The organism is Arthrobacter sp. BB-1 (assembly GCF_006151685.1).
Classification (GTDB): Bacteria; Actinomycetota; Actinomycetes; order Actinomycetales; family Micrococcaceae; genus Arthrobacter.
Window position 1 is genome coordinate 120800 of the sequence record NZ_VDEV01000012.1, and the last position, 19576, is coordinate 140375.

Sequence of the window (19576 nt, forward strand, 5' to 3'; positions counted from 1 at the left end):
GCGGGTCAGCCCCCGCTTCGCCGGTGGACGCCGTCGTGCGGTCCTTGCCTGGAATGAACAGGCCAGGAGCGCGCGGCGGCTTTTGCCGTCTTGGCCAGGACGCGGCCTGTGGCGCGGAACGGGGCGGCGAGAAAGCGCCCCAGCGCGTCCATGACCGACGGCGGGATCCACGCCGCCTGCAGCCGCCGCCTGAACGGGGCGTTGGCGCGCAGTGTTTCTTCCACGGCCGCCACCTCGGCCGCTATGGTTGCCCCGCCACGGGCGGCGCTGGACTTTGCACCGCCGGCTTCCTGTTCAGGGACGGGGCGGGGCGGGCGGCCGTAGCTGTGGCGTTCGAAGTCTTCCGTGAGCGCAACGGCTGCCTGGTGCGCGGGCCGGTCCAGGCCTTCCGGGTCGCCCAGCAGTGTGCCGCGGAGCCGCGCCGAATAGGCCCGGGGTGTCTCGCTGGCGCCGGGTCGCAGCCCGTAGTCTGTGCCGAGGTCCAGCAATTCGCGCCATCCCAGGGGCACAGCCTTGCCCGGGTCCTGGGGCCGGAGCCGCCTTGCCCGGATGCCCGCCCGCACCAGCCGGGGGGCGGCCACAAGGAGCACCGCTCCCAGGAGGCCGCCGGCGCCCAGCAGCCACGGCAGGAGCAGGAAGCCAGTATCGGTGCTTCCGCCGCCACCGCCCGGGGCCGGCAGCGGGGCGGCGCTCGGCGCGGGAAGGGGAGTGGGAGTGGCGCCCGGGATCAGGTCCTGGTTGTTGTCCAGTGCGTCGGGGGCCGCAGAGACCGATGATTCCGTTGCGTACTCGGGAACCACACCGCGGGAAGGCGTGGGCTCGAAGGGCACCCAGCCGAGCCCTTGGAAGTAAAGTTCCGGCCAGGCGTGGGCATCGCGTGCGTCCACCTCATATTCCGGCAGTGCTCCCTGCCCGGCCACGGTCACGGTGGCGCCGGTGAGCCTGCCGGGGGCGTACCCTACGGCGATCCGGCTGGGGATCCCTTCCAGCCTTGCCATGACGGCCATGGCGGACGCGTAATGGATGCAGTATCCGCTCTTCTGCTGCAGGAAGTCAGCCAGCACCGAGAGCCCGTTGCCGTCGTAGCCGCCCTGCACCGGAGACTGCAGGGAGTAGGTGAACTCGGCCGAGCGCAGGTACTTCTGGATTGCCATCGCCTTCTGGTAGGGCGTGCCGGTCCCGGCCACGGCATCTGCAGTGGTGCGGACGATCTGGGGAACGTTGCCCGGGATCCGGGTGAAGTCCTCCGGGATGCCCTGGACGGCTGCCGAGGATTGCGCCAGGAGCCCGGCCGTCAGTTTCGGCACGGAGGACGTGACCAGGTACTCCTGCCTCCGTGACGTTGTGGTGTCGGACCCCTTGATGCTCAAGGTGGCCGGGTCCCAGGTCCACCGGCCGCTAAGCCCGCGGACCGTTTCGGGGGCATAGGGCGCAGGAAGGTAGGGGCTGTTGAAGCTGCCGGCGTCGATGGCCGTGACCAGCCGGAGCTGTTCGTCGGCAAGGACCGGATAACCGGGGTCGATCCGGCCGCCCATCGGCAGGCGGGAGGCGTCACGGTCGTCCGGGCCCCAGGAGTCGCCGTCGAAATTGTCCACGGTGACGGAGCGAAGGTACAGCGGCATGGATGCATTGGTGGCGTAGGTGATCCGTCCGCTTCCGTCAGGGGTGCGCAGGCTGTTGCCCAGCGTGATCATGGGGTTCAGCCCGGTTGACGTGCCCCACGGATTGAGGCGGGACCCCTGCGGGAAGGTGCCCTGGTCAAAGCCGGGAATGGCTAGGGGCGCCACCAGGGTCGCAGCGAGTGCAACGGACCCGGTGAGCAGGGCGCGCCGCAGGTGTCCCGGGCTCCGGGAAGCATCGGTCTGGAACCGGGCGTCGGGGGCGAAATACTGGCTGCAGCCAAGGATCATCAGGTATCCGGCCACTGTGGCGGCGAATCCCCACAAGCCCACGCTCTGCGGCTTGATCATCGCGGGCACCACGAGGATGGCCAGCAGCCCCACCCCTGTAGCAGCCGGCATGCCGAGCGGCAGCGCAAGGGCATCCACCAGGATGACCGCCAGGCCCAGGACCGCGCAGACAACCATGACTATGCCTACGTTTGGTGCCACAGGCGCGGTCTCGGACAGGACGGTCTCGCTGGCGCGCCGGATCAGGCGGTCCAGTTCGCCAAAGCTGCCCCCGGTGGGGAAAATCCCGGCGAAGCTCGAACTGCGGAAAAAGGTCAGCGTCAGGATGGCACCCAGGGAGAGGAAACCGCCTGCCGTCACCAGCAGTGGCTGGGCGCGCAGGGACCGGAGGGCAGCCAGGGTGAAGCTGACCACCAGGACGGTGGTCAGTACGGGCCAGTACCAGCCCCAGCCCCGGAGCACTCCGTTCAGGGAGAGAGCGGCGCCGCAGACGGCCAGGGCAATAGCACCGGCCATGGCCCAGGGATAAGCGCCAACGCGGGGCCGTACGGCGGGCTCTTCCCCCTGGGTCCCGGACGGCCGTCCCGTTCCATGCTTGCGGGCTGGTGCCATGGTCACAGGGCCACCCCCGTCCCGCGGCGAACGTCCGTGGTCGGGGCGGGTATGGCCAGTTCCTGGTCGAACTGGCTCCACGCCGCCGCAACAGGAACCGAGGGGGCAATGGCTACAGCCCGCCAGCCTCCCTGGCGAAGCGCCTCCAGGACGTCCGCATACTCTGCCGGCTTTTCGGTGGCGATGATGGCAAAAGCATTGGTGGCATAGCCCGCCGCCGGGGCCAGGGCAAGGGCCTCCATGCGCGAAATGGATCCCAGGACCGCGATCACGGGACCCCGCATACGGTGCGCGGACAGCTTGTCCATGAGGACGTCGTCGAAGGCTTCCGGCCCCGGGTCATGGGAGGTGCGGTCGCCGTTGGCCGCCTTGCCCGCCCAGCCGCGAAGGACATCGTTGCGGCGGGCGTGATGGGATCCGGTCAGGTGGATGGCGGCAAGGCTTTCCCCGATGGACTGGAGCCCGGCACCACCGCTGTACTCCTCCGCCTCAGGTTCGGGGGCGGAGGGCGAGTGCAGGAAGGCGGGCCCGCCCGCGGTGTCCAGCAGGCGCAGGGCGTAGTTTCGCTCCGCCAGGTGCGCACTGATCGACATGACCGCCACGACGCTCCATTCAAAGGCCGCGCTGCTGGCCACCGGATGCCCGTCCGGGCCCTCCTGCCCGGCAGGACCTGCACCGGAGCCGCCGGAGAATGCACCGTGCCGGTGGTCCATGATGATGGTTGCTTCGGGAGTGGTGACCGACTCCTCCTGCCGCACCATGAGGTCACCATGGCGTGCAGTGGCAGCCCAGTGCACCCGCCGCATCGGGTCCCCGTGCCGGTACTCGCGGGTCATAACGTCGTCGTCGCTGGGATTGGCCCGGATCCGGGTGGCCGTGATGCCGTCGTTGCCCCGGGCACCGGCCAGCCCCGTCAAGGGAAGCACGACGGCGGCAGGCGTCACGGTGAGGACGTCGCCGTCGTCTATCGCCTGGCGATGCAGCGATAGGCCGAACGGGTCCGTGAACTCCGCCGTGACCGGGCCAATGAGGAACTGTCCGCGCCGGGCTGACCGCAAGTGATACTCGTACCGGCTGATGCCGCCGGTGGCGGACCGGGAAGGGAACCGGAAGGCAGGCGACTCGCCCAGGCGGGCCGGCAGCCGCTCCTCCATGGTGGCCCTGCCGCTGCCGGTTCCCGTCCTTGCCACCGCGAGCCGCACGGTTGTGGACGCGGACGTTTCCACGGGGGAGGGGTTGAACTCGCGGTACACCTTGAACCGGGGCTTCACCAGCCGGATTCCGGCCAGGGAAACCAGGGGAAGGACAATGAGGAGCACGCTCAAGGTCAGCAGGTCCCGGCGGCCCATGATGTACGCGGCCCCGAGGGCAATGCCGCCGGCGCAGATCATGCCCCAGCCGCGTGTGGTGAAGAGGTGCCGGTCCAGCAGTGCCATGGCAGCCGCCTAGTGGTTCCTGCCCAGGCCGGTGACCGGGGCAGCCGTCCTGCCGGCGGACCCGGGAGCCCTGGTGCCGGCTCCCGCGGTCCCGGGCGTGACGGGAAGGCGGGACAGGATCCCCCTCAGGACACTGTGTGGGGTTTCGCCGGCGCCCGCAGCCTTGCGGTCCAGGATGATCCGGTGTGCCAGGACGGCTTCGGCGACGTGGACGACGTCGTCCGGCAGGACGAAGTCGCGCCCGTCGAGGGCTGCGGTGGCCTTCGCCGCGCGCAGCAGCTGCAGCATGGACCGGGGGCTGGCGCCCAGCCGCAGCAGCGGGCTTTCCCTGGTGGCCCTGCCCACGGACACGGTGTACTCCTTGACCGCCTGGGACACGTAAACCTGCTGGACGGTGGTGACCATGGCGGCCACCTCTGCGGCGGTGACAACGGCAGAGACCTTGGCCAGGGGGGAGGTGGCCTGGTGCGTTTCGAGCATCTCGATCTCGGCGTCCTTGTCCGGGTATCCCATGGAGATCCTGGCCATGAAACGGTCCCGCTGGGCCTCCGGCAGCGGGTAGGTCCCTTCCATTTCGATGGGGTTCTGGGTGGCGACCACCATAAACGGCTCGTCGAGCCGGTACGAGTTGCCGTCCACCGTCACCTGGTGCTCTTCCATGCATTCGAGCAGCGCGGACTGGGTTTTGGCCGAGGCGCGGTTGATTTCGTCGCCGATGACTATGTTGGCGAAGACAGCGCCCGGGCGGAACTCAAACTGCCGGGTGGACTGGTTGTAGATGGACACACCCGTCACGTCGGACGGCAGCAGGTCCGGGGTGAACTGGATCCGGTTGACGGTGCAGTCGATGGTACGCGCCAGCGTCTTGGCGAGGAGTGTTTTACCCACCCCAGGGACATCCTCCAGCAGGAGGTGCCCCTGGGCCAGCAGCACGGTCAGCGCCAGTTTGGCGGCGTCGGATTTCCCATCGATGACAGTGTTAACGGACGTGAGGATGCGCTGGCTCGCCGCATGGAAGGAAGCAGCGTCCATGGCTGCGGGGCGGTGGCCGTTCAAATGGCTGACGGGGTCCGCGATGCCCGCCAGGTTCCGGTTCACAGCGCTCACATCGTTGGCAATGCGTCGGTGGGGTTCCATCGGCAACCTTTCAGCCCGGGTTCACCTGGACGGGACAGCAAGCCTGCCTTCGCCCGTCGGGTGGGCGTTCGCATGTGTTCGTACCAGACTACTAACACAACTGCCACGGCAGACAGAGAGTTCCGACAAATATGCGGCACCATCCGCGGCTAGGCTGGACGGATGTGCACTTCGCTTCCTCCCGCCGCTTACCAGGACCCTGCAACGGCAGGCGCACCGGAACCGGGGAGTTTGCGGCAAAAGGCGTTTCCGCCAGCCCCGGAACCCCTGCCGGTGCCCGTTATGGACAACCACACCCACCTTGACTTCCCGGATGGACACGCCCCTGTCGGGGTGAAGGCGGCGATGGATGCGGCCGCGGCTGTGGGCGTCCAGGGGGCAGTGCAGGTGGGCTGCGACCTTGAATCGTCCCGCTTCACGGTCCGGGCGGTGGACCTGGACGAACGGCTGCTGGGGGCGGTGGCGCTGCATCCCAACGACGCCCCCCGCTACGCCGCCCGGGGCCAACTGGAAGAAGCGCTCGCAGAGATTGAGCAGCTCGCCTCCCACCCCCGCATCCGGGCGATCGGGGAGACCGGACTCGATTTTTACCGCACCGAGGGGGAGGGGCTGGCGCATCAGCGGTACTCCTTCCGGCGCCATATCGACATCGCCAAGCGCCTGGACCTCACGCTCCAGATCCACGACCGGGACGCGCATGACGACGTCGTCCAGGTACTAAGGGAAGAAGGCGCACCCGGGCGGGTGGTCTTCCACTGTTTCTCCGGTGATGAAGGGCTGGCGAGGATCTGCAACGAGGAAGGGTGGTGGATGTCCTTCGCAGGTACGTTGACCTTCCGGAACGCGGCGAATCTACGCCGGGCCCTCGCCGCTGCGGACCCCGGCCTGGTCCTGGTGGAAACCGATGCGCCGTTCCTTACGCCGCATCCCCACCGCGGGAGGCCGAACGCCAGTTACATGGTCCCTTACACGGTCCGGGCCATGGCCGAATTGACAGGAACAGACCTTGCAGAGCTGTGCGCCGTAATCGGGGAAAATACCGTGCGGGCATACGGAACCTGGGACTAAGCCGACGTTGGCCAGGCGTTACCATCTAGATACCCGGTATGCAGAATTGTTGGCTGGTTTATAACGCTACGGTTACAGTGGACAAATATTAGCCGGGGTCGGGGAAGGCCAGCGGGTAATTCACTTCTTTCTGCAGCAGGCTGCCGGGCGTTGCCCCGGCCTGCGCGTTGAGCGGAGTTTTTGGCGGTGCAACGGTGCCCGGACTGCCCTTCACGGCGGTACCGGGCATTTTATTGCGCGTTTCCCCGTGCCCGGATGGACCTAAAGTTACGGGCAATCGTGATCAAGTTCTTTACGTCGGACGGTAAGTTCAGCTTCGTCAAGGTTGGCGCGCAACTGCTGGTGCTCTGCGCACTGGTGGTGGGCCTAGTAGCCTTCGTCGGCAATAACAAGACCATCACACTCAATGTTGACGGCAAGGTCTCGTCCGTGCAGACGTTCGGCGGAACGGTTGGCCAGGTGGTCAAGAGCGCCAATCTGGAACTCAACCCTGCGGACCGTGTGTCCCCTGCCGTCGATGCGTCGGTCCAGAACGGCACGGTCATCAACGTCAACAAGGCCAAAGAAGTCAAGGTGAGCCTCGATGGCGCCGAGAAAACGGTGAACACCACGGCCCAGGACGTCGCGGGCCTGGTCACTGAACTTGGTGTGGCCAGTGCGTCCTCGGTGTCCGTCCCCAAGGATGCCCAGCTTTCCGTTGCCGGATCCTACGTTTCCATCTCCACCCCCAAGAGCGTCAGCATTGTTGCCGACGGCAAGGTGGACACTGCCACCACCACCGCCGGCACCGTGGGCAAGGTCCTCGAAGATGCCGGCCTGACACTTGGTGCCAACGACCGCACCTCGCAGCCGGCCAACGCGCACGTGGTGAACAACATGGTGATCAAGGTCTCCCGCGTGGACAACAGCCAGACCGCGGTGACCAGCGAGGCCGTCCCCTTCGAGACGGTTGCCAGTGAGAGCGCTGAACTGCTTAAGGGCGAAAAGGAAGTTACCCAGAAGGGTGCCGCCGGCAAGCTGGAGAAGACCTTCAAGCTGGTCATGGTGGACGGCCGCGAAGCCTCCCGCACCCTGGTGTCGGAGACTGTTTCGGTCCAGCCCGTGGCTGAGAAGGTCACCGTGGGCACCAAGCCCAAGCCCGTTGCGCAGGCTGGCCCCGCAGCCGCAGGAACCAACACCGGCGCAGCTGCTCCGGCAATGATGAACGAAGCCATGTGGGACAAGATTGCCCAGTGCGAGTCCGGTGGAAACTGGAGCATCAACAGCGGCAACGGCTACTACGGCGGCCTGCAGTTCGACATCCGGACCTGGATTGGCTCCGGCGGCGGCGCGTACGCCCCCAACGCCAGCCTGGCCACCAAGGCCCAGCAGATCGACATCGCCAACCGCGTCTACGCCCAGCGCGGCCTGCAGCCCTGGGGTTGCGGCTGGGCTGCCACCAGCTGAGCAACGTCTTTGCCCGCCCGCCAGGGCGCTGCGGCCGGTCCCGGATACCCGGGCCCGGCCGCAGCCGTTTAACCGGGCGGCTGTCGGGTCAGATTCCTCCGGCCCGGTTTCTCGCTGGCAGTTTCTCCGTGCCTGCTTTCGCCCTGCCTGTTTCGCCCTGGTTGTTCTCCCGGCGGGGCCCGATATGCCGCGCGGGATAGGATACCTAGGTGACTGAACCGATCCCCGCGCCCGCACCGCTGTTCGGTGCATCCGACATTCGCCGGCTCGCGGAGGAGATCGGCGTCCGCCCCACCAAGACCCTCGGCCAGAACTTCGTCATCGACGGCAACACCATCCGCAGGATCGTCGCCGCCGCGGACGTGCGCCCGGACGAGACCGTGCTGGAGGTGGGACCGGGACTGGGATCCCTGACCCTCGGACTGCTCGATGCCGCGGCCTCGGTGGTGGCAGTTGAAATTGACCCGGTGCTCGCCGCCAAACTGCCGGAAACAGTTAAGGAGTGGCGCCCGGCCGCCGCGGGGTCCTTCCACCTTGTGCACGCCGATGCCATGAAGGTCACGGAGCTGCCGGTGCAGCCCACCGCGCTGGTGGCCAACCTGCCGTATAACGTCGCCGTTCCTGTGGTGCTGCACCTCCTCCAGCACTTCCCCAGCCTCCAGCACGGACTGGTGATGGTCCAGGACGAGGTTGCGGACCGGCTGGCCGCAGGCCCGGGTTCCAAAACCTACGGTGTTCCGTCGGTAAAGGCCGCCTGGTACAGCCAGATGCGCAAAGCCGGAGTGATCGGCATGAACGTTTTCTGGCCGGCCCCCAAAATCCATTCGGGTCTGGTGGCCTTCACCCGGCGCGAGCCCCCGGTCACCACAGCCACCAGGGAACAGGTCTTCGCCGTGGTGGACGCCGCCTTCGCCCAGCGGCGCAAGACCTTGAGGGCCGCCCTGGCCGGTTGGGCCGGCGGGGCGCCGGAAGCAGAGCGCTGCCTCGTCGCGGCCGGCGTCGACCCCACCGCCAGGGGCGAGGTCATCGGCATCGAAGCCTTCGCGAAAATCGCGGAAGCCAAGCAGGCGCTGGCATGAGCGCCCTGGCGGGACGGTTCGCTGCCAGGACTGTCCGCGTCAAAGCCCCCGGGAAGGTGAACGTCTCACTGGAAGTGGGGCCGCTGCGTCCGGACGGCTACCACTCGGTCGCCAGCGTCTACCTGGCGGTTTCCCTCTACGAGGAAGTGGCCGCCACCAGCACGGAGGCGCCCGGGATTACCATCAGCCTCAGCCCCGCCAGCACGGTGGACCTGGATGCCGCAGACATCCCGCTCGACGGAAGCAACCTTGCCCACAAGGCAGCCGCGATCATGGCGGACGTCTCCGAGCACACCACCGGAGTCCACCTGGAAATCACCAAGCGCGTGCCTGTGGCCGGAGGCATGGGCGGCGGTTCGGCCGATGCTGCCGCAACCCTGCTGGCATGCGACGCTCTCTGGAACAGTGGGCTGTCCCGGGAAGAGCTGGCGCACCTGGCAGCCGAGCTGGGTGCCGATGTCCCCTTTTCCCTCCTCGGCGGCACAGCCGTTGGCCTGGGCGTTGGCGACGAGCTCTCGCCGGCGCTGGCCAAAGCGCAGACCCACTGGGTTTTAGTAACCGCAGACTACGGACTCCCCACACCCGAGGTGTACCGAACCCTTGACCGCCTCCGGGAAGCGGCCGGCATCAACGCCGCCGAACCCACCGGGGTGGACCCGAAGATCCTTACCGCCTTGCGCGGGGGTGACGCCGAAGCGCTGAGCCGCGTCCTGGTCAACGACCTCCAGCGGGCGTCCATTGAACTGGCGCCCGCCCTGCGCGATACGCTGGGTATCGGAGAATCGCACGGAGCTATTGCGGGCATCGTCTCCGGATCGGGGCCAACGGTGGCCCTGCTGGCTGATGATTCGGTGGCCGCTGAAGGCCTGGCCACGGATCTGCGGCACTACGGCTTGACGGCCCTCGCCGTCCACGGCCCGGTCCCGGGGGCGCGCATCATTTCCGACACCCTCATCTAAAACTCCAGTCTTTACCTGAAGCAGAAAGCAGTTCCTTTTGGCACACCTTCTTGGCGGCGAGAACCTGACGGTCTCCTACGCAACCCGAACCGTCCTGGACGGCATCACCCTGGGGCTCGAAGAGGGTGACAGGATCGGCATGGTGGGGCGCAACGGCGATGGTAAATCCACGCTGATGCGGTTGCTGGCCTTGCGCTCCACGCCGGATTCGGGCCGCGTCACCAAGCGCGGCGACGTCAACGTGGGCTACCTGGACCAAAGCGACGTGCTCGACGGCGACCTGATGGTAGGCGCGGCGATCGTGGGGGACCAGGCGGATTACGAGTGGGCGAGGAATCCGCAGATCCGCGAGATCATGGGCGGGCTGGTGTCCGACGTCGATTGGCATGCCAACGTCCACGCGCTCTCCGGCGGCCAGAAGCGGCGAGTGGCGCTGGCCAAGCTGCTGATCGAGGACCACGACGTCATCATGCTGGACGAGCCCACTAACCACCTGGACGTGGAGGGTGTGGCCTGGCTTTCGCGCCACCTGAAGACGCGCTGGCGGGCCAACCAGGGCGCCTTCCTGGTGGTGACCCACGACCGGTGGTTCCTCGACGAAGTCTGCAATAAGACCTGGGAAGTCCACGACGGGATCGTTGACCCCTTTGAAGGCGGTTATGCCGCATACGTGCTGGCCCGTGCCGAGCGGGACCGTATGGCGTCGGTTGTTGAGGGCAAGCGCCAGCAACTGGTGAAGAAGGAACTCGCCTGGCTCCGCCGCGGTGCACCGGCGCGGACGGCAAAGCCGAAGTTCAGGATCGAGGCCGCCAACGCCCTCATCGCCGACGTGCCTGAGCCCCGGGACTCCATGGCCCTCAGCAAGATGGCCACGGCGCGCCAGGGCAAGGACGTGCTGGACCTGGAGAATGTTTCCCTCGACTTCCAGGGCGCCGACGACGGGCGGAAGCTCTTCGACAACATCACCCTGCGCCTTGCCCCCGGCGAACGCCTGGGGCTGGTGGGCGTCAACGGTGCCGGCAAGACCACGCTCCTGAAGCTCCTCAACGGTGAGATCATGCCGGACGCCGGCAAGGTCAAGCGGGGCAAGACCGTGGTTACCGCTGTCCTGACCCAGGAGGTCAAGGAACTCGACGACGTCAAGGACCTCCGCGTCATCGAAGTGATTGAGCGGGAGAAGCGGTCCTTCAACGTGGGCGGCAAGGAATTCAGTGCCGGTCAGCTGGTGGAACAGCTGGGCTTCACCAACGAGAAGCAGTGGACCCCGGTCAAGGACCTGTCCGGTGGCGAACGCCGCCGGCTCCAGCTCCTCCGGCTGCTGGTTGGCGAACCCAACGTGCTGATGCTGGACGAACCCACCAACGACCTTGACACCGACACCCTCGCCGCCGTCGAGGACGTCCTGGACGGCTGGCCCGGAACGCTGGTGGTGGTCAGCCATGACCGCTACCTGCTGGAAAGGGTCACCGACCACCAGATGGCACTCCTGGGCGACGGCAAGCTCCGCGGCCTGCCCGGCGGCGTGGACCAGTACCTCGAGCTGCGCGAATCAGCGCTGGCCGGATCCACGGTCACCGGCGGCGGCAACCCCGTCACCAGCGCCGGCAGCAGCCCCGCAGCCCCCGCCGGGGCCTCAGAAGCAGAGAAGCGCGACGCGCGGAAGGCCCTCAACAGGATCGAACGGCAGATCAAGAAGCTGGACCAGCTGGAAAAGAAGCTTCACGACGACATGGTCAAGAGCACGGAGAAGTCCGACTTCGACGCCCTGGCAGAACAGAACAAGCAGCTCAAGGACCTGGCCGACGAAAAGGACGCCCTGGAACTCGAATGGCTGGAGTCCTCGGAACTCCTGGGCGACTGACCCTCACAAGCGGGGAAGGGGGTTATCCGGCAGCATGCGTCAGAGGCGAGGAACGAGCCAGCATGCAGAGGATGACCCCCTTCGCCGCGGACGGAACCACGGCGAGGCCTAGAGTTCAGACTGCAGTTCCGGGTCTTTTTTGAGGCCGGTCAGGCCGTTCCAGGCGAGGTTGACCAGGTGGGCGGCCACCGTGTGCTTGTCGGGTTGGCGGGAGTCCTGCCACCATTGGCCGGTCATGGCCACCATGCCGACGAGCATTTGGGCGTACATGGCGCCGTCCCGCGCGCTGAAGCCGCGGCGGTCGAACTCGTCGGAGAGGATGTGCTCCACCTTCGCGGTCACGTGCGAGAGCAGCGTGGAGAAGGCGCCTTCCGGCTGCGACGGCGGCGCGTCCCGCATCAGGATCCGGAAGCCTTCCGTGCGCTCCTCGATGTAGGTGAGCAGGGCCAGGGCGGCACGTTCCACCAGGACGCGCGGCTTCGCTTCCTCGGTAAGGGCAGCGTTGATCGAGTCCAGGAGGAGCCGGAACTCGTGGTCCACCACCTGGGTGTACAGGCCCTCCTTGGAGCCGAAGTGTTCGTAGATGACAGGCTTGGACACTCCGGCGCAGGCCGCAATTTCTTCGATGGTGGTGCCGTCGAGCCCCCGGACAGCGAAGAGGCCGCGTCCGACGTCGATCAGCTGGCTCCGCCGCTGAAGTCCGGTCATCCGTCTCCGCGGGGGGTTGTTGCTCACCGTTCCATCATGCACTACGCGTTCCCGGCGGAATTCGCGGCGCTCGGGCCGCACCGGGAAAGCGGAGGGGCGGGACGGGAACGGGGGATGAACGGTCCGTGTCGCGCGGCGCCCCGAACCCGTGGCAAAATAACTACTTGTGCCCGGCCGCGCGCCAGGGCATGGTCCGCTCTGGTGTAATGGCAGCACCCCGGCCTTTGGAGCCGTGGAGTATAGGTTCGAATCCTATGGGCGGAACTGCTGTGCGAGGAGCGTTCAGTAGGATGACATACGGTGCCGCCCGCAAATCTGGCCGGATACCGTAAGCGCCAAGCGTAACCAAGCAAGGAGAGCCCGTACGTGATCCCCGAGAATACCGGCCCGGCCGCAGTAATCGTTCTGGCGGCAGGCGCCGGTACGCGGATGAAGTCGCGTACCCCCAAGATCCTCCATGAGATCGGCGGCCGGTCCATGGTGGGCCACGCCTTGCTGGCCGCCCGCAGCGTCAACCCCAGGCAGCTGGCCATCGTGGTCCGCCACGAACGCGACCTGGTGGCACGCCACGTCGCCGAACTGGACCCTGCGGCCCTGATCGTGGACCAGGACGACATTCCCGGTACGGGCCGGGCAGTGGAAGTGGCCCTGCAGGCCCTGGACGCGGAAGAGGACCTTACGGGCACCGTGGTGGTCACCTACGGCGACGTGCCCCTGCTCTCCGGCGAACTGCTCGCGGAACTGGTTGCCACGCACCAGCGCGAGGCCAACGCCGTGACTGTGCTGACCGCCGATCTTGACGATGCCACCGGCTACGGCCGGATCCTTCGCGGTGAGGACGGCACCGTCACGGGCATCCGCGAGCACAAGGACGCTTCCGACGCCGAACGCCTGATCCGTGAGGTCAACTCCGGCATTTACGCCTTTGACGCCGCCGTCCTCCGGGACGCACTCACCCACGTCACCACCGACAACTCTCAGGGCGAGAAATACCTCACTGATGTGCTCGGACTCGCACGGAAGGCAGGCGGCCGCGTTGCCGCCGTCGTCACCGCGGACCGCTGGCAGGTGGAAGGCGCCAACGACCGCGTCCAGCTTTCCGCCCTCGGCGCAGAACTGAACCGCCGCACCGTTGAGGCCTGGATGCGCGCCGGCGTCACGGTAGTGGACCCCGCCACCACCTGGATCGACTCGTCCGTAACCCTGGACGAGGACGTCCGGATCCTTCCCAACACCCAACTCCACGGCGACACAACCGTGGCGAGGGACGCCGTCGTCGGCCCCGACACCACCCTGACGGATGTCGCCATCGGCGAGGGCGCAAAGGTCACCCGCACCCACGGATCCGGTGCCATCATCGGTGCGGGCGCCGCCGTCGGGCCCTTCACCTACCTGCGTCCGGGCACTGTCCTGGGGGATACCGGCAAGATCGGTGCCTTCTACGAAACCAAGAACGTGACCATTGGGCGCGGCTCCAAGCTGTCACACCTCGGATATGCCGGCGATGCCGAAATCGGCGAGGACACCAACATCGGCTGCGGCAACATCACGGCAAATTACGACGGCGAGAAGAAGCACCGAACGGTCATCGGCTCGGGTGTCCGGACAGGTTCCAACACGGTGTTCGTTGCCCCGGTCACCGTGGGGGACGGGGCCTACAGCGGCGCCGGCGCCGTGATCCGCAAGGACGTGCCGGCGGGAGCGCTCGCGGTGACCGTTGCCGTCCAGCGCAATGCCGAGGGATGGGTCGCGGCCAACCGCCCGGGGACCCGCTCCGCTGAACTGGCCCAGGCGGCCACCACAGATTCCTCAAGTACCCCGGCACCTACAGAAGAGGGCAAGTAACCATGAGCGAAATTACGGCGCGCGGCGAGAAGAAACTGGTGCTCGCAACCGGCCGGGCCCACCCGGAGTTGGCCAAGGAGATCGCCAAGGAACTGGGTACGGACCTGTTGCCGGTGGACGCCTATGACTTCGCCAACGGTGAGATCTATGTACGTGCCGGTGAAAGCGTCCGCGGCACGGACGCCTTCGTCATCCAGGCCCATCCCGCGCCGCTGAACAATTGGCTGATGGAACAGCTGATCATGATTGATTCGCTGAAGCGTGCCTCCGCCAAGCGGATCACGGTGGTGTCGCCGTTCTACCCTTACGCCCGCCAGGACAAGAAGGGCCGGGGCCGGGAGCCCATCTCCGCGCGCCTTGTGGCTGACCTGTACAAGACCGCCGGCGCGGACCGCATCATGAGCGTGGACCTGCACACCTCGCAGATCCAGGGTTTCTTCGACGGCCCGGTGGACCACCTCATGGCCATCCCGCTCCTCGCTGACTACATCCGCACCCGCGTTGCCGCCGAAAACGTCACCGTTGTTTCCCCGGACACCGGACGCGTCCGGGTCGCGGAGCAGTGGGCCGAGCGCCTGGGCGGGGCCCCGCTCGCCTTTGTGCACAAGAGCCGCGACCTGACCGTGCCGAACCAGGCTGTATCCAAGACCGTGGTGGGCCAGATCGAGGGGCGCACCTGCGTCCTGATCGACGACATGATCGACACCGGCGGGACCATTTCGGGCGCCGTGCAGGTGCTGAAAAACGCAGGGGCCAAGGATGTCATCATCGCCGCAACCCACGCCGTCTTCTCCGATCCCGCCGCCAAGCGCCTCTCCGAGTCCGGCGCCCGCGAAGTGGTAGTCACCAACACCCTGCCGCTCACCGCGTCCCAGCGGTTCCCCCAGCTGACGGTGCTTTCCATCGCCCCGCTGATCGCGCGCGCCGTGCGGGAAGTGTTCGACGACGGTTCAGTCACCAGCCTTTTTGACGGCAACGCCTGACACTCCGCTTGGCCGGCGCCGGGCCCGTTTTCAGGAAACGGGCCCGGCGCTGGTAAGCTGTTCAGCGATACCTTGGCGAGGGAGAGCACCGGTAACCGTATGGACGGGAACCCGTTGCAGGTCTCCGTTATCGACTGGGTCTGAATCTCCCTTCTAGGATGGGCCGGCTCCGGCCGCCCGGCGTTGAAGGTCGCAACAGACCTCCGCCCTTGCTGAACACCGTTTAGGATTCAAGGAGATTTCCATGTCTGAGCAGAAGCTCGCAGCAGAACTGCGCACCGAATTCGGCAAGGGCTACGCCCGCCGCGCCCGGATGGCCAACCTCATCCCCGCCGTCATCTACGGCCACGGCGCAGAGCCCGTCCACGTCACGCTTCCGGCCAAGGCCACCACGCTGGCAGTCCGCACCCCCAACGCCCTGCTGTCCCTGGACATCAACGGCGAAGGCCACCTGGCCCTGGTGAAGGACGTCCAGCGCGATCCCATCAAGCAGATCATCGAGCACATCGACCTCCTGACCGTCCGCAAGGGCGAGAAGGTCACCGTTGACGTTCCCGTACACGTAGCCGGCGAAACCGCCCCGGGCACCGTGCACAACCTGGAGCTGACCGTGGTGTCCCTCGAGGCCGAGGCAACCCACCTGCCCGAGGCCGTTGAGGTCAGCATCGAAGGCCGTGGCGCCGGCGAGCACATCCACGCTTCGGACCTGGTGCTGCCCAAGGGCTCCGTCCTGCTGACCGACGCCGAGGCGCTCGTGGTGAACATCTCCGAGGCCATCGAAGCCCCCGAGGAAGAAGCCGGCGAAGCTGAAGGCGCTTCCGCGGCCGCTCCCGAAGCCACCGAGGAAGCCGCAGCCGAGTAATCAGCCGCATTCCCTGCCAATGGCCGGACTCCCGCGGGGTCCGGCCATTGGCATGTCCACTGCCCGTTGCGTCTACTGCCCGTTGCGGCGCCGAGCCCGGCGGGACACCCACCTAGGATTGACTCATGACTGATAGCTGGCTGATTGTCGGCCTCGGAAACCCCGGAGCCCAGTACCAGGGCAACCGGCACAACGTCGGCCAGATGGTTCTTGACGAACTTGCCGGCCGGATGGGTGCCGGCTTCAAAAGCCACAAGGCCCGCGCCCAGGTCCTCGAAGGGCGCCTTGGCATCGGCGGACCGCGCCTCGTGCTGGCCAAGCCGATGAGCTACATGAACGTTTCCGGCGGCCCCGTAGCGGCCCTGGCAAACTTCTACGGCATCACCCCGGACCATGTGGTGGCGGTCCACGACGAGATCGACATCCCCTTTAATACTGTCAAGCTCAAGATCGGCGGGGGAGAAGGCGGCCACAACGGGCTGCGGGACATCTCCAAGGCCCTGGCCACCAAGGACTACCTCCGCGTCAGGGTGGGGGTGGGGCGGCCGCCCGGACGCATGGATACCGCCGATTATGTCCTCCGCGACTTCGGCACTGCCGAGCTCAAGGAACTGCCCTTCCTCCTCGATGATGCAGCTGACGCGGTGGAAGCGCTGGTGCGTGACGGCCTCACGGCGGCGCAGCAGAAGTTCCACCCCGCGAAGTCCGGGAGCCAGTAACGCGTCACTCCAGTAACTCAATTACTCCATCAACTTGAAATCTCCGGTAACTTTGCAAACTTAAGGCCTTTGGCCCTGTCTCCTTGTCTCTGGGGCGGGGTAGTCTTCTACCTATGCGGGGGAGCGATGGGGCTACATCCCGCTAGAGCGGGATGTAGGGGAAAAGTTCATGTCAATCGAGCCACTCAGCTGGGGACGTGGGTCAACACCTCACCACGTCGGGCTGAACACAGACACCTCCGAGAGGCGGGAGGGTAAGCTTTGGTCTGCCCCTGCCCGCGGCGCCAACCTTGAGACAGTCCGCACGGCCCTGACCAGCGCAGATTCCCTTGGGGTGGTGATCACCGGCGGCCGCGGCGTGGGAAAGTCCTCCCTGGCACGTGCCGCCGTGATGGACCTCGGTCCCGACGTGTGGTCGCTGCAGCTCCGCAGCGGACCCGCCGGCTCCACCACGCCCTACGGCTGCCTTTCCTTCCTCCTGGCGAGACTTCCGCAGGCCTACATGGGCTCACCCACGGCCATCCTCCGGGGCATTACATCCCTGATCCGCAGTGATGCGGCCGGCCGGCCCTGCGTCATCACCTTGGATACCTCCGGCAGCATTGACGACATGAGCGCCGGAGTGCTGCTCAACGTGCTGCTGACGGGCACGGCAAAAATCATTGCTGTGGCCCCCAAGATCAGCGATCTTCCCGCCGATTTCCATTGGCTGCTCACGGACCACCGGCTGACCGAAGTCCGGCTGAGCAACCTCAATGAACTGCAGACCCGCCAGGTCCTGTTGTCCCTGCTGGGACACCGAGTCTCGGCATCCCTGGTCAGCACCTACCACCACATGGTGGGCGGCAACCCGTTGCTGCTGAAGGCGCTCGTCACCGAACAGCAGCTGTCCGGGAACCTGGTGCTCTCCGATTCGGTCTGGACACTGCGGGACAAAGTGGTGCTGGACGGCGCGGCCAGCCTTGACGACATCGTCCGGTCCAGGTGGTCCAGGGAAACGCCGGAAACCCGGGAAGTCATTGAAATGCTTTCCTGCGCCCGCAAGGTTGAGCTGTCCAGGCTGACGTCCATCTATCGGGCCGAAGTGGTGGCCGACATGGAAGACGGCGGCTTGCTGGAGATCGACCAGTCAGACCACCGCTGGGTTTCGTTGCGCGAAAAATACATCGGTGACGTGGTGCGCACATGGCTGAGCATTGCCCGCCGCAGGGAACTGCGGAGCATGCTCCTGGCGGGTTTGGAACCTGATCCTGCCGCCATGACCGTGGAGGAGCTGATGGCCTTCGCGGCGTGGACGCACGAATGCGAGGCGGACTTGAATCCCGCCCTGGCACTGGCGGCGGCTGAAGCGGCAGTCCAGCTGTTCGATCCGCGGTTTGCCCTGACGTACGCCGAAATGCTTCAGCGGACGGACCGGGAATGGACGGCCGGCCAGCGGCAGAAAGCCGCCGCATACCTGCAACTGGACATGCCGGTCCAGGCCATGGCCGCACTTGACGACATCTCGCAACCGGAACTGGAAAGCCTTGGCGTCGAAGAATATGCGGACGTCATAGCCGCCAAGTCGCACGTGATGATGCGGCTCCCGGAGGCTGCAGGCAAGGTGCCGGACCTGCTCGGCGAAGCCAGGCAAAGGCTGGACAGGGCCCCCAACAGCGGTGCGTGGCCGGACCCTGCGGCCGCGGCGGCGAACCGGGTGGCCCTGAGCGGGTTCGAATACCGCGCCTTCGTGGGCGATTACGCTGCCATCATCCCGGACCTTGAAAAGGCTGCGGACCCTGCGCTGAACCCGGACACCGGCTACCGGATGAATTCGGCCATCCTGCTGATGACCGCACTCGCCATGACCGGACGCGAGATGGACGCCCTCAGCCTCATGCGCCAGCTCGGCGGCCAGATCAGCGATGCCTCCCATATTGTCGGCCTGCGGGAACGCTACACCAGGGAGGCCTACCTGGTGTTGCTGACGGCGGGTCAGTGGCGGCGTTGCATCGACCTCCTGGGTCCGCAGGCCACGGAGGAGCCGCACAGCCTTCCCTTCCGCAGCGCAGCAACCGAACTGGCAGCGGGCATCGCCTACGTCTATTCGGGCCGGGGCATGGCTGCCCTCGACCCCCTGATCTCCGCCGCTGCGCAGCTGGAGCTTCAGCCGGTCCAGGCGGCCCTCCGTTGCGCGTACGCGGCCACTGCACTGGCCCACGCCCAGACCGGAAACGCAGCCCAGGCGCGCAAGTACCTGGCCAAACTGCAAAGGACGCCGGGAAAGTCCAGCTTCATCACCGACAGCATCGTTGAGTTCTGCTCGCTCCTGGCGGGCCGCTGGCTGGGCGATCCGGACGCAGTAACCAGCCTCAAGCGGTGCGCCCGGCAGGACATGGACGCCGGGCGCTTTACCCTGGCCGGAATCAACCTGCTCGCTGCCACCGTGAACGGCAGTGATGCCGACTTCCGCCTGCTCGAGGACCTTGCCGGCCACCGCCAGGGCCCGCTCGCGGAGGTTTCCCGGCTGATCGCTGTGGGAAGCAGGACGAAGGACGCCAGGACCCTCCTTTCAGGTGGCGAATTGGCCGCCACCCTCGAACTGGATGCCGTGGAGGCGCGGTGCATGGCCCTGGCCGTGGACTTTGCACGCCAGGACGGCGACTCACTCACCGCACGGACCGCACAGGCCCGGCTGGACATCCTCGCCGCCACGGTCTCGAACCTGCCCATCGTGCCCAGCAGCGGAAGCCCGTTGCTGACCAGCAGGGAACGCCAGATTGCCCGGCTGGCCGGCCGGGGCGCCTCCAACCGCGACATCGCCCTGGAGATGGGCGTCTCGGTCCGTACCGTGGAAGGCCACCTTTACCAGGTCTTCACGAAACTCGGTGTAACTTCCAGGGGTGATCTGACTGGACTCGTCTAACGGCCATAAGCCTGCCACCGCGCACCGGCTCCTCACCGGACGGCGG

The 19576-nt window shown here is 66.7% G+C and carries 14 protein-coding genes and 1 tRNA gene; 11 read left to right on the forward strand and 4 right to left on the reverse strand.

Annotated features, from left to right (window positions below):
* Positions 1-5: 5 nt before the first annotated feature.
* Genes FHJ30_RS06800 through FHJ30_RS06810 form a run of 3 tightly spaced genes read right to left on the reverse strand, consistent with a single transcriptional unit; the run spans position 6 to position 5095 of the window.
* Positions 6-2528 carry a DUF3488 and transglutaminase-like domain-containing protein gene (locus FHJ30_RS06800; RefSeq protein ID WP_139028542.1) on the reverse strand — a complete coding sequence of 841 codons (2523 nt, stop codon included), beginning with the start codon at positions 2526-2528 and terminating at the stop codon, positions 6-8.
* Complete coding sequence (locus FHJ30_RS06805) at positions 2525-3958, reverse strand: DUF58 domain-containing protein (protein ID WP_139028543.1); 1434 nt, start codon at positions 3956-3958, stop codon at positions 2525-2527. Before FHJ30_RS06805 ends, FHJ30_RS06800 begins: the two co-directional genes overlap by 4 nt.
* Before the next feature lie 9 nt (positions 3959-3967).
* Positions 3968-5095, reverse strand: a complete 1128-nt coding sequence (locus FHJ30_RS06810; RefSeq protein ID WP_139028544.1) for a MoxR family ATPase — start codon at positions 5093-5095, stop codon at positions 3968-3970.
* A 162-nt stretch (positions 5096-5257) separates the two neighbouring features.
* Between FHJ30_RS06810 and FHJ30_RS06815 the strand changes: the two genes are divergently transcribed.
* From FHJ30_RS06815 to FHJ30_RS06835, 5 genes are all read left to right on the forward strand, one after another.
* Complete coding sequence (locus FHJ30_RS06815; protein ID WP_139028545.1) at positions 5258-6163, forward strand: TatD family hydrolase; 906 nt, start codon at positions 5258-5260, stop codon at positions 6161-6163.
* A gap of 255 nt (positions 6164-6418) precedes the next feature.
* Positions 6419-7609, forward strand: a complete 1191-nt coding sequence (locus FHJ30_RS06820) for a resuscitation-promoting factor (protein ID WP_171058952.1) — start codon at positions 6419-6421, stop codon at positions 7607-7609.
* 209 nt (positions 7610-7818) lie between these two features.
* Complete coding sequence (gene rsmA, locus FHJ30_RS06825; protein ID WP_139028546.1) at positions 7819-8688, forward strand: 16S rRNA (adenine(1518)-N(6)/adenine(1519)-N(6))-dimethyltransferase RsmA; 870 nt, start codon at positions 7819-7821, stop codon at positions 8686-8688.
* A complete protein-coding gene (locus tag FHJ30_RS06830) occupies positions 8685-9647 on the forward strand; it encodes a 4-(cytidine 5'-diphospho)-2-C-methyl-D-erythritol kinase (protein ID WP_139028547.1) in 963 nt (320 codons plus the stop codon). Before rsmA ends, FHJ30_RS06830 begins: the two co-directional genes overlap by 4 nt.
* A 37-nt stretch (positions 9648-9684) precedes the next feature.
* Positions 9685-11508, forward strand: coding sequence for an ABC-F family ATP-binding cassette domain-containing protein (locus FHJ30_RS06835; protein ID WP_139028548.1), 1824 nt, complete (start codon positions 9685-9687; stop codon positions 11506-11508).
* Between the two features lie 108 nt (positions 11509-11616).
* Here the strand turns inward: FHJ30_RS06835 and FHJ30_RS06840 are convergent, their stop codons facing one another.
* The gene (locus FHJ30_RS06840; protein WP_139028549.1) at positions 11617-12243 is read right to left on the reverse strand and encodes a TetR/AcrR family transcriptional regulator; all 627 of its coding nucleotides are present in this window, start codon (positions 12241-12243) and stop codon (positions 11617-11619) included.
* 165 nt (positions 12244-12408) lie between these two features.
* Between FHJ30_RS06840 and FHJ30_RS06845 the strand changes: the two genes are divergently transcribed.
* From FHJ30_RS06845 to FHJ30_RS06870, 6 genes are all read left to right on the forward strand, one after another.
* A tRNA-Gln gene (locus tag FHJ30_RS06845) sits at positions 12409-12480 on the forward strand.
* A 102-nt stretch (positions 12481-12582) separates the two neighbouring features.
* Positions 12583-14061: a bifunctional UDP-N-acetylglucosamine diphosphorylase/glucosamine-1-phosphate N-acetyltransferase GlmU gene (gene glmU, locus FHJ30_RS06850; RefSeq protein ID WP_139028550.1), complete on the forward strand. Its 1479-nt coding sequence runs from the start codon at positions 12583-12585 to the stop codon at positions 14059-14061.
* A 2-nt stretch (positions 14062-14063) separates the two neighbouring features.
* Positions 14064-15044 (forward strand): ribose-phosphate diphosphokinase, encoded by a 981-nt coding sequence (locus FHJ30_RS06855; RefSeq protein ID WP_139028551.1) that lies wholly within the window; start codon positions 14064-14066, stop codon positions 15042-15044.
* Positions 15045-15288: 244 nt separating this feature from the next.
* A complete protein-coding gene (locus tag FHJ30_RS06860) occupies positions 15289-15906 on the forward strand; it encodes a 50S ribosomal protein L25/general stress protein Ctc (protein WP_139028552.1) in 618 nt (205 codons plus the stop codon).
* 125 nt (positions 15907-16031) lie between these two features.
* Positions 16032-16625, forward strand: coding sequence for an aminoacyl-tRNA hydrolase (gene pth / locus FHJ30_RS06865; RefSeq protein WP_139028553.1), 594 nt, complete (start codon positions 16032-16034; stop codon positions 16623-16625).
* A 169-nt stretch (positions 16626-16794) separates the two neighbouring features.
* Positions 16795-19530 (forward strand): LuxR family transcriptional regulator, encoded by a 2736-nt coding sequence (locus tag FHJ30_RS06870; protein ID WP_139028554.1) that lies wholly within the window; start codon positions 16795-16797, stop codon positions 19528-19530.
* Positions 19531-19576: the final 46 nt, after the last annotated feature.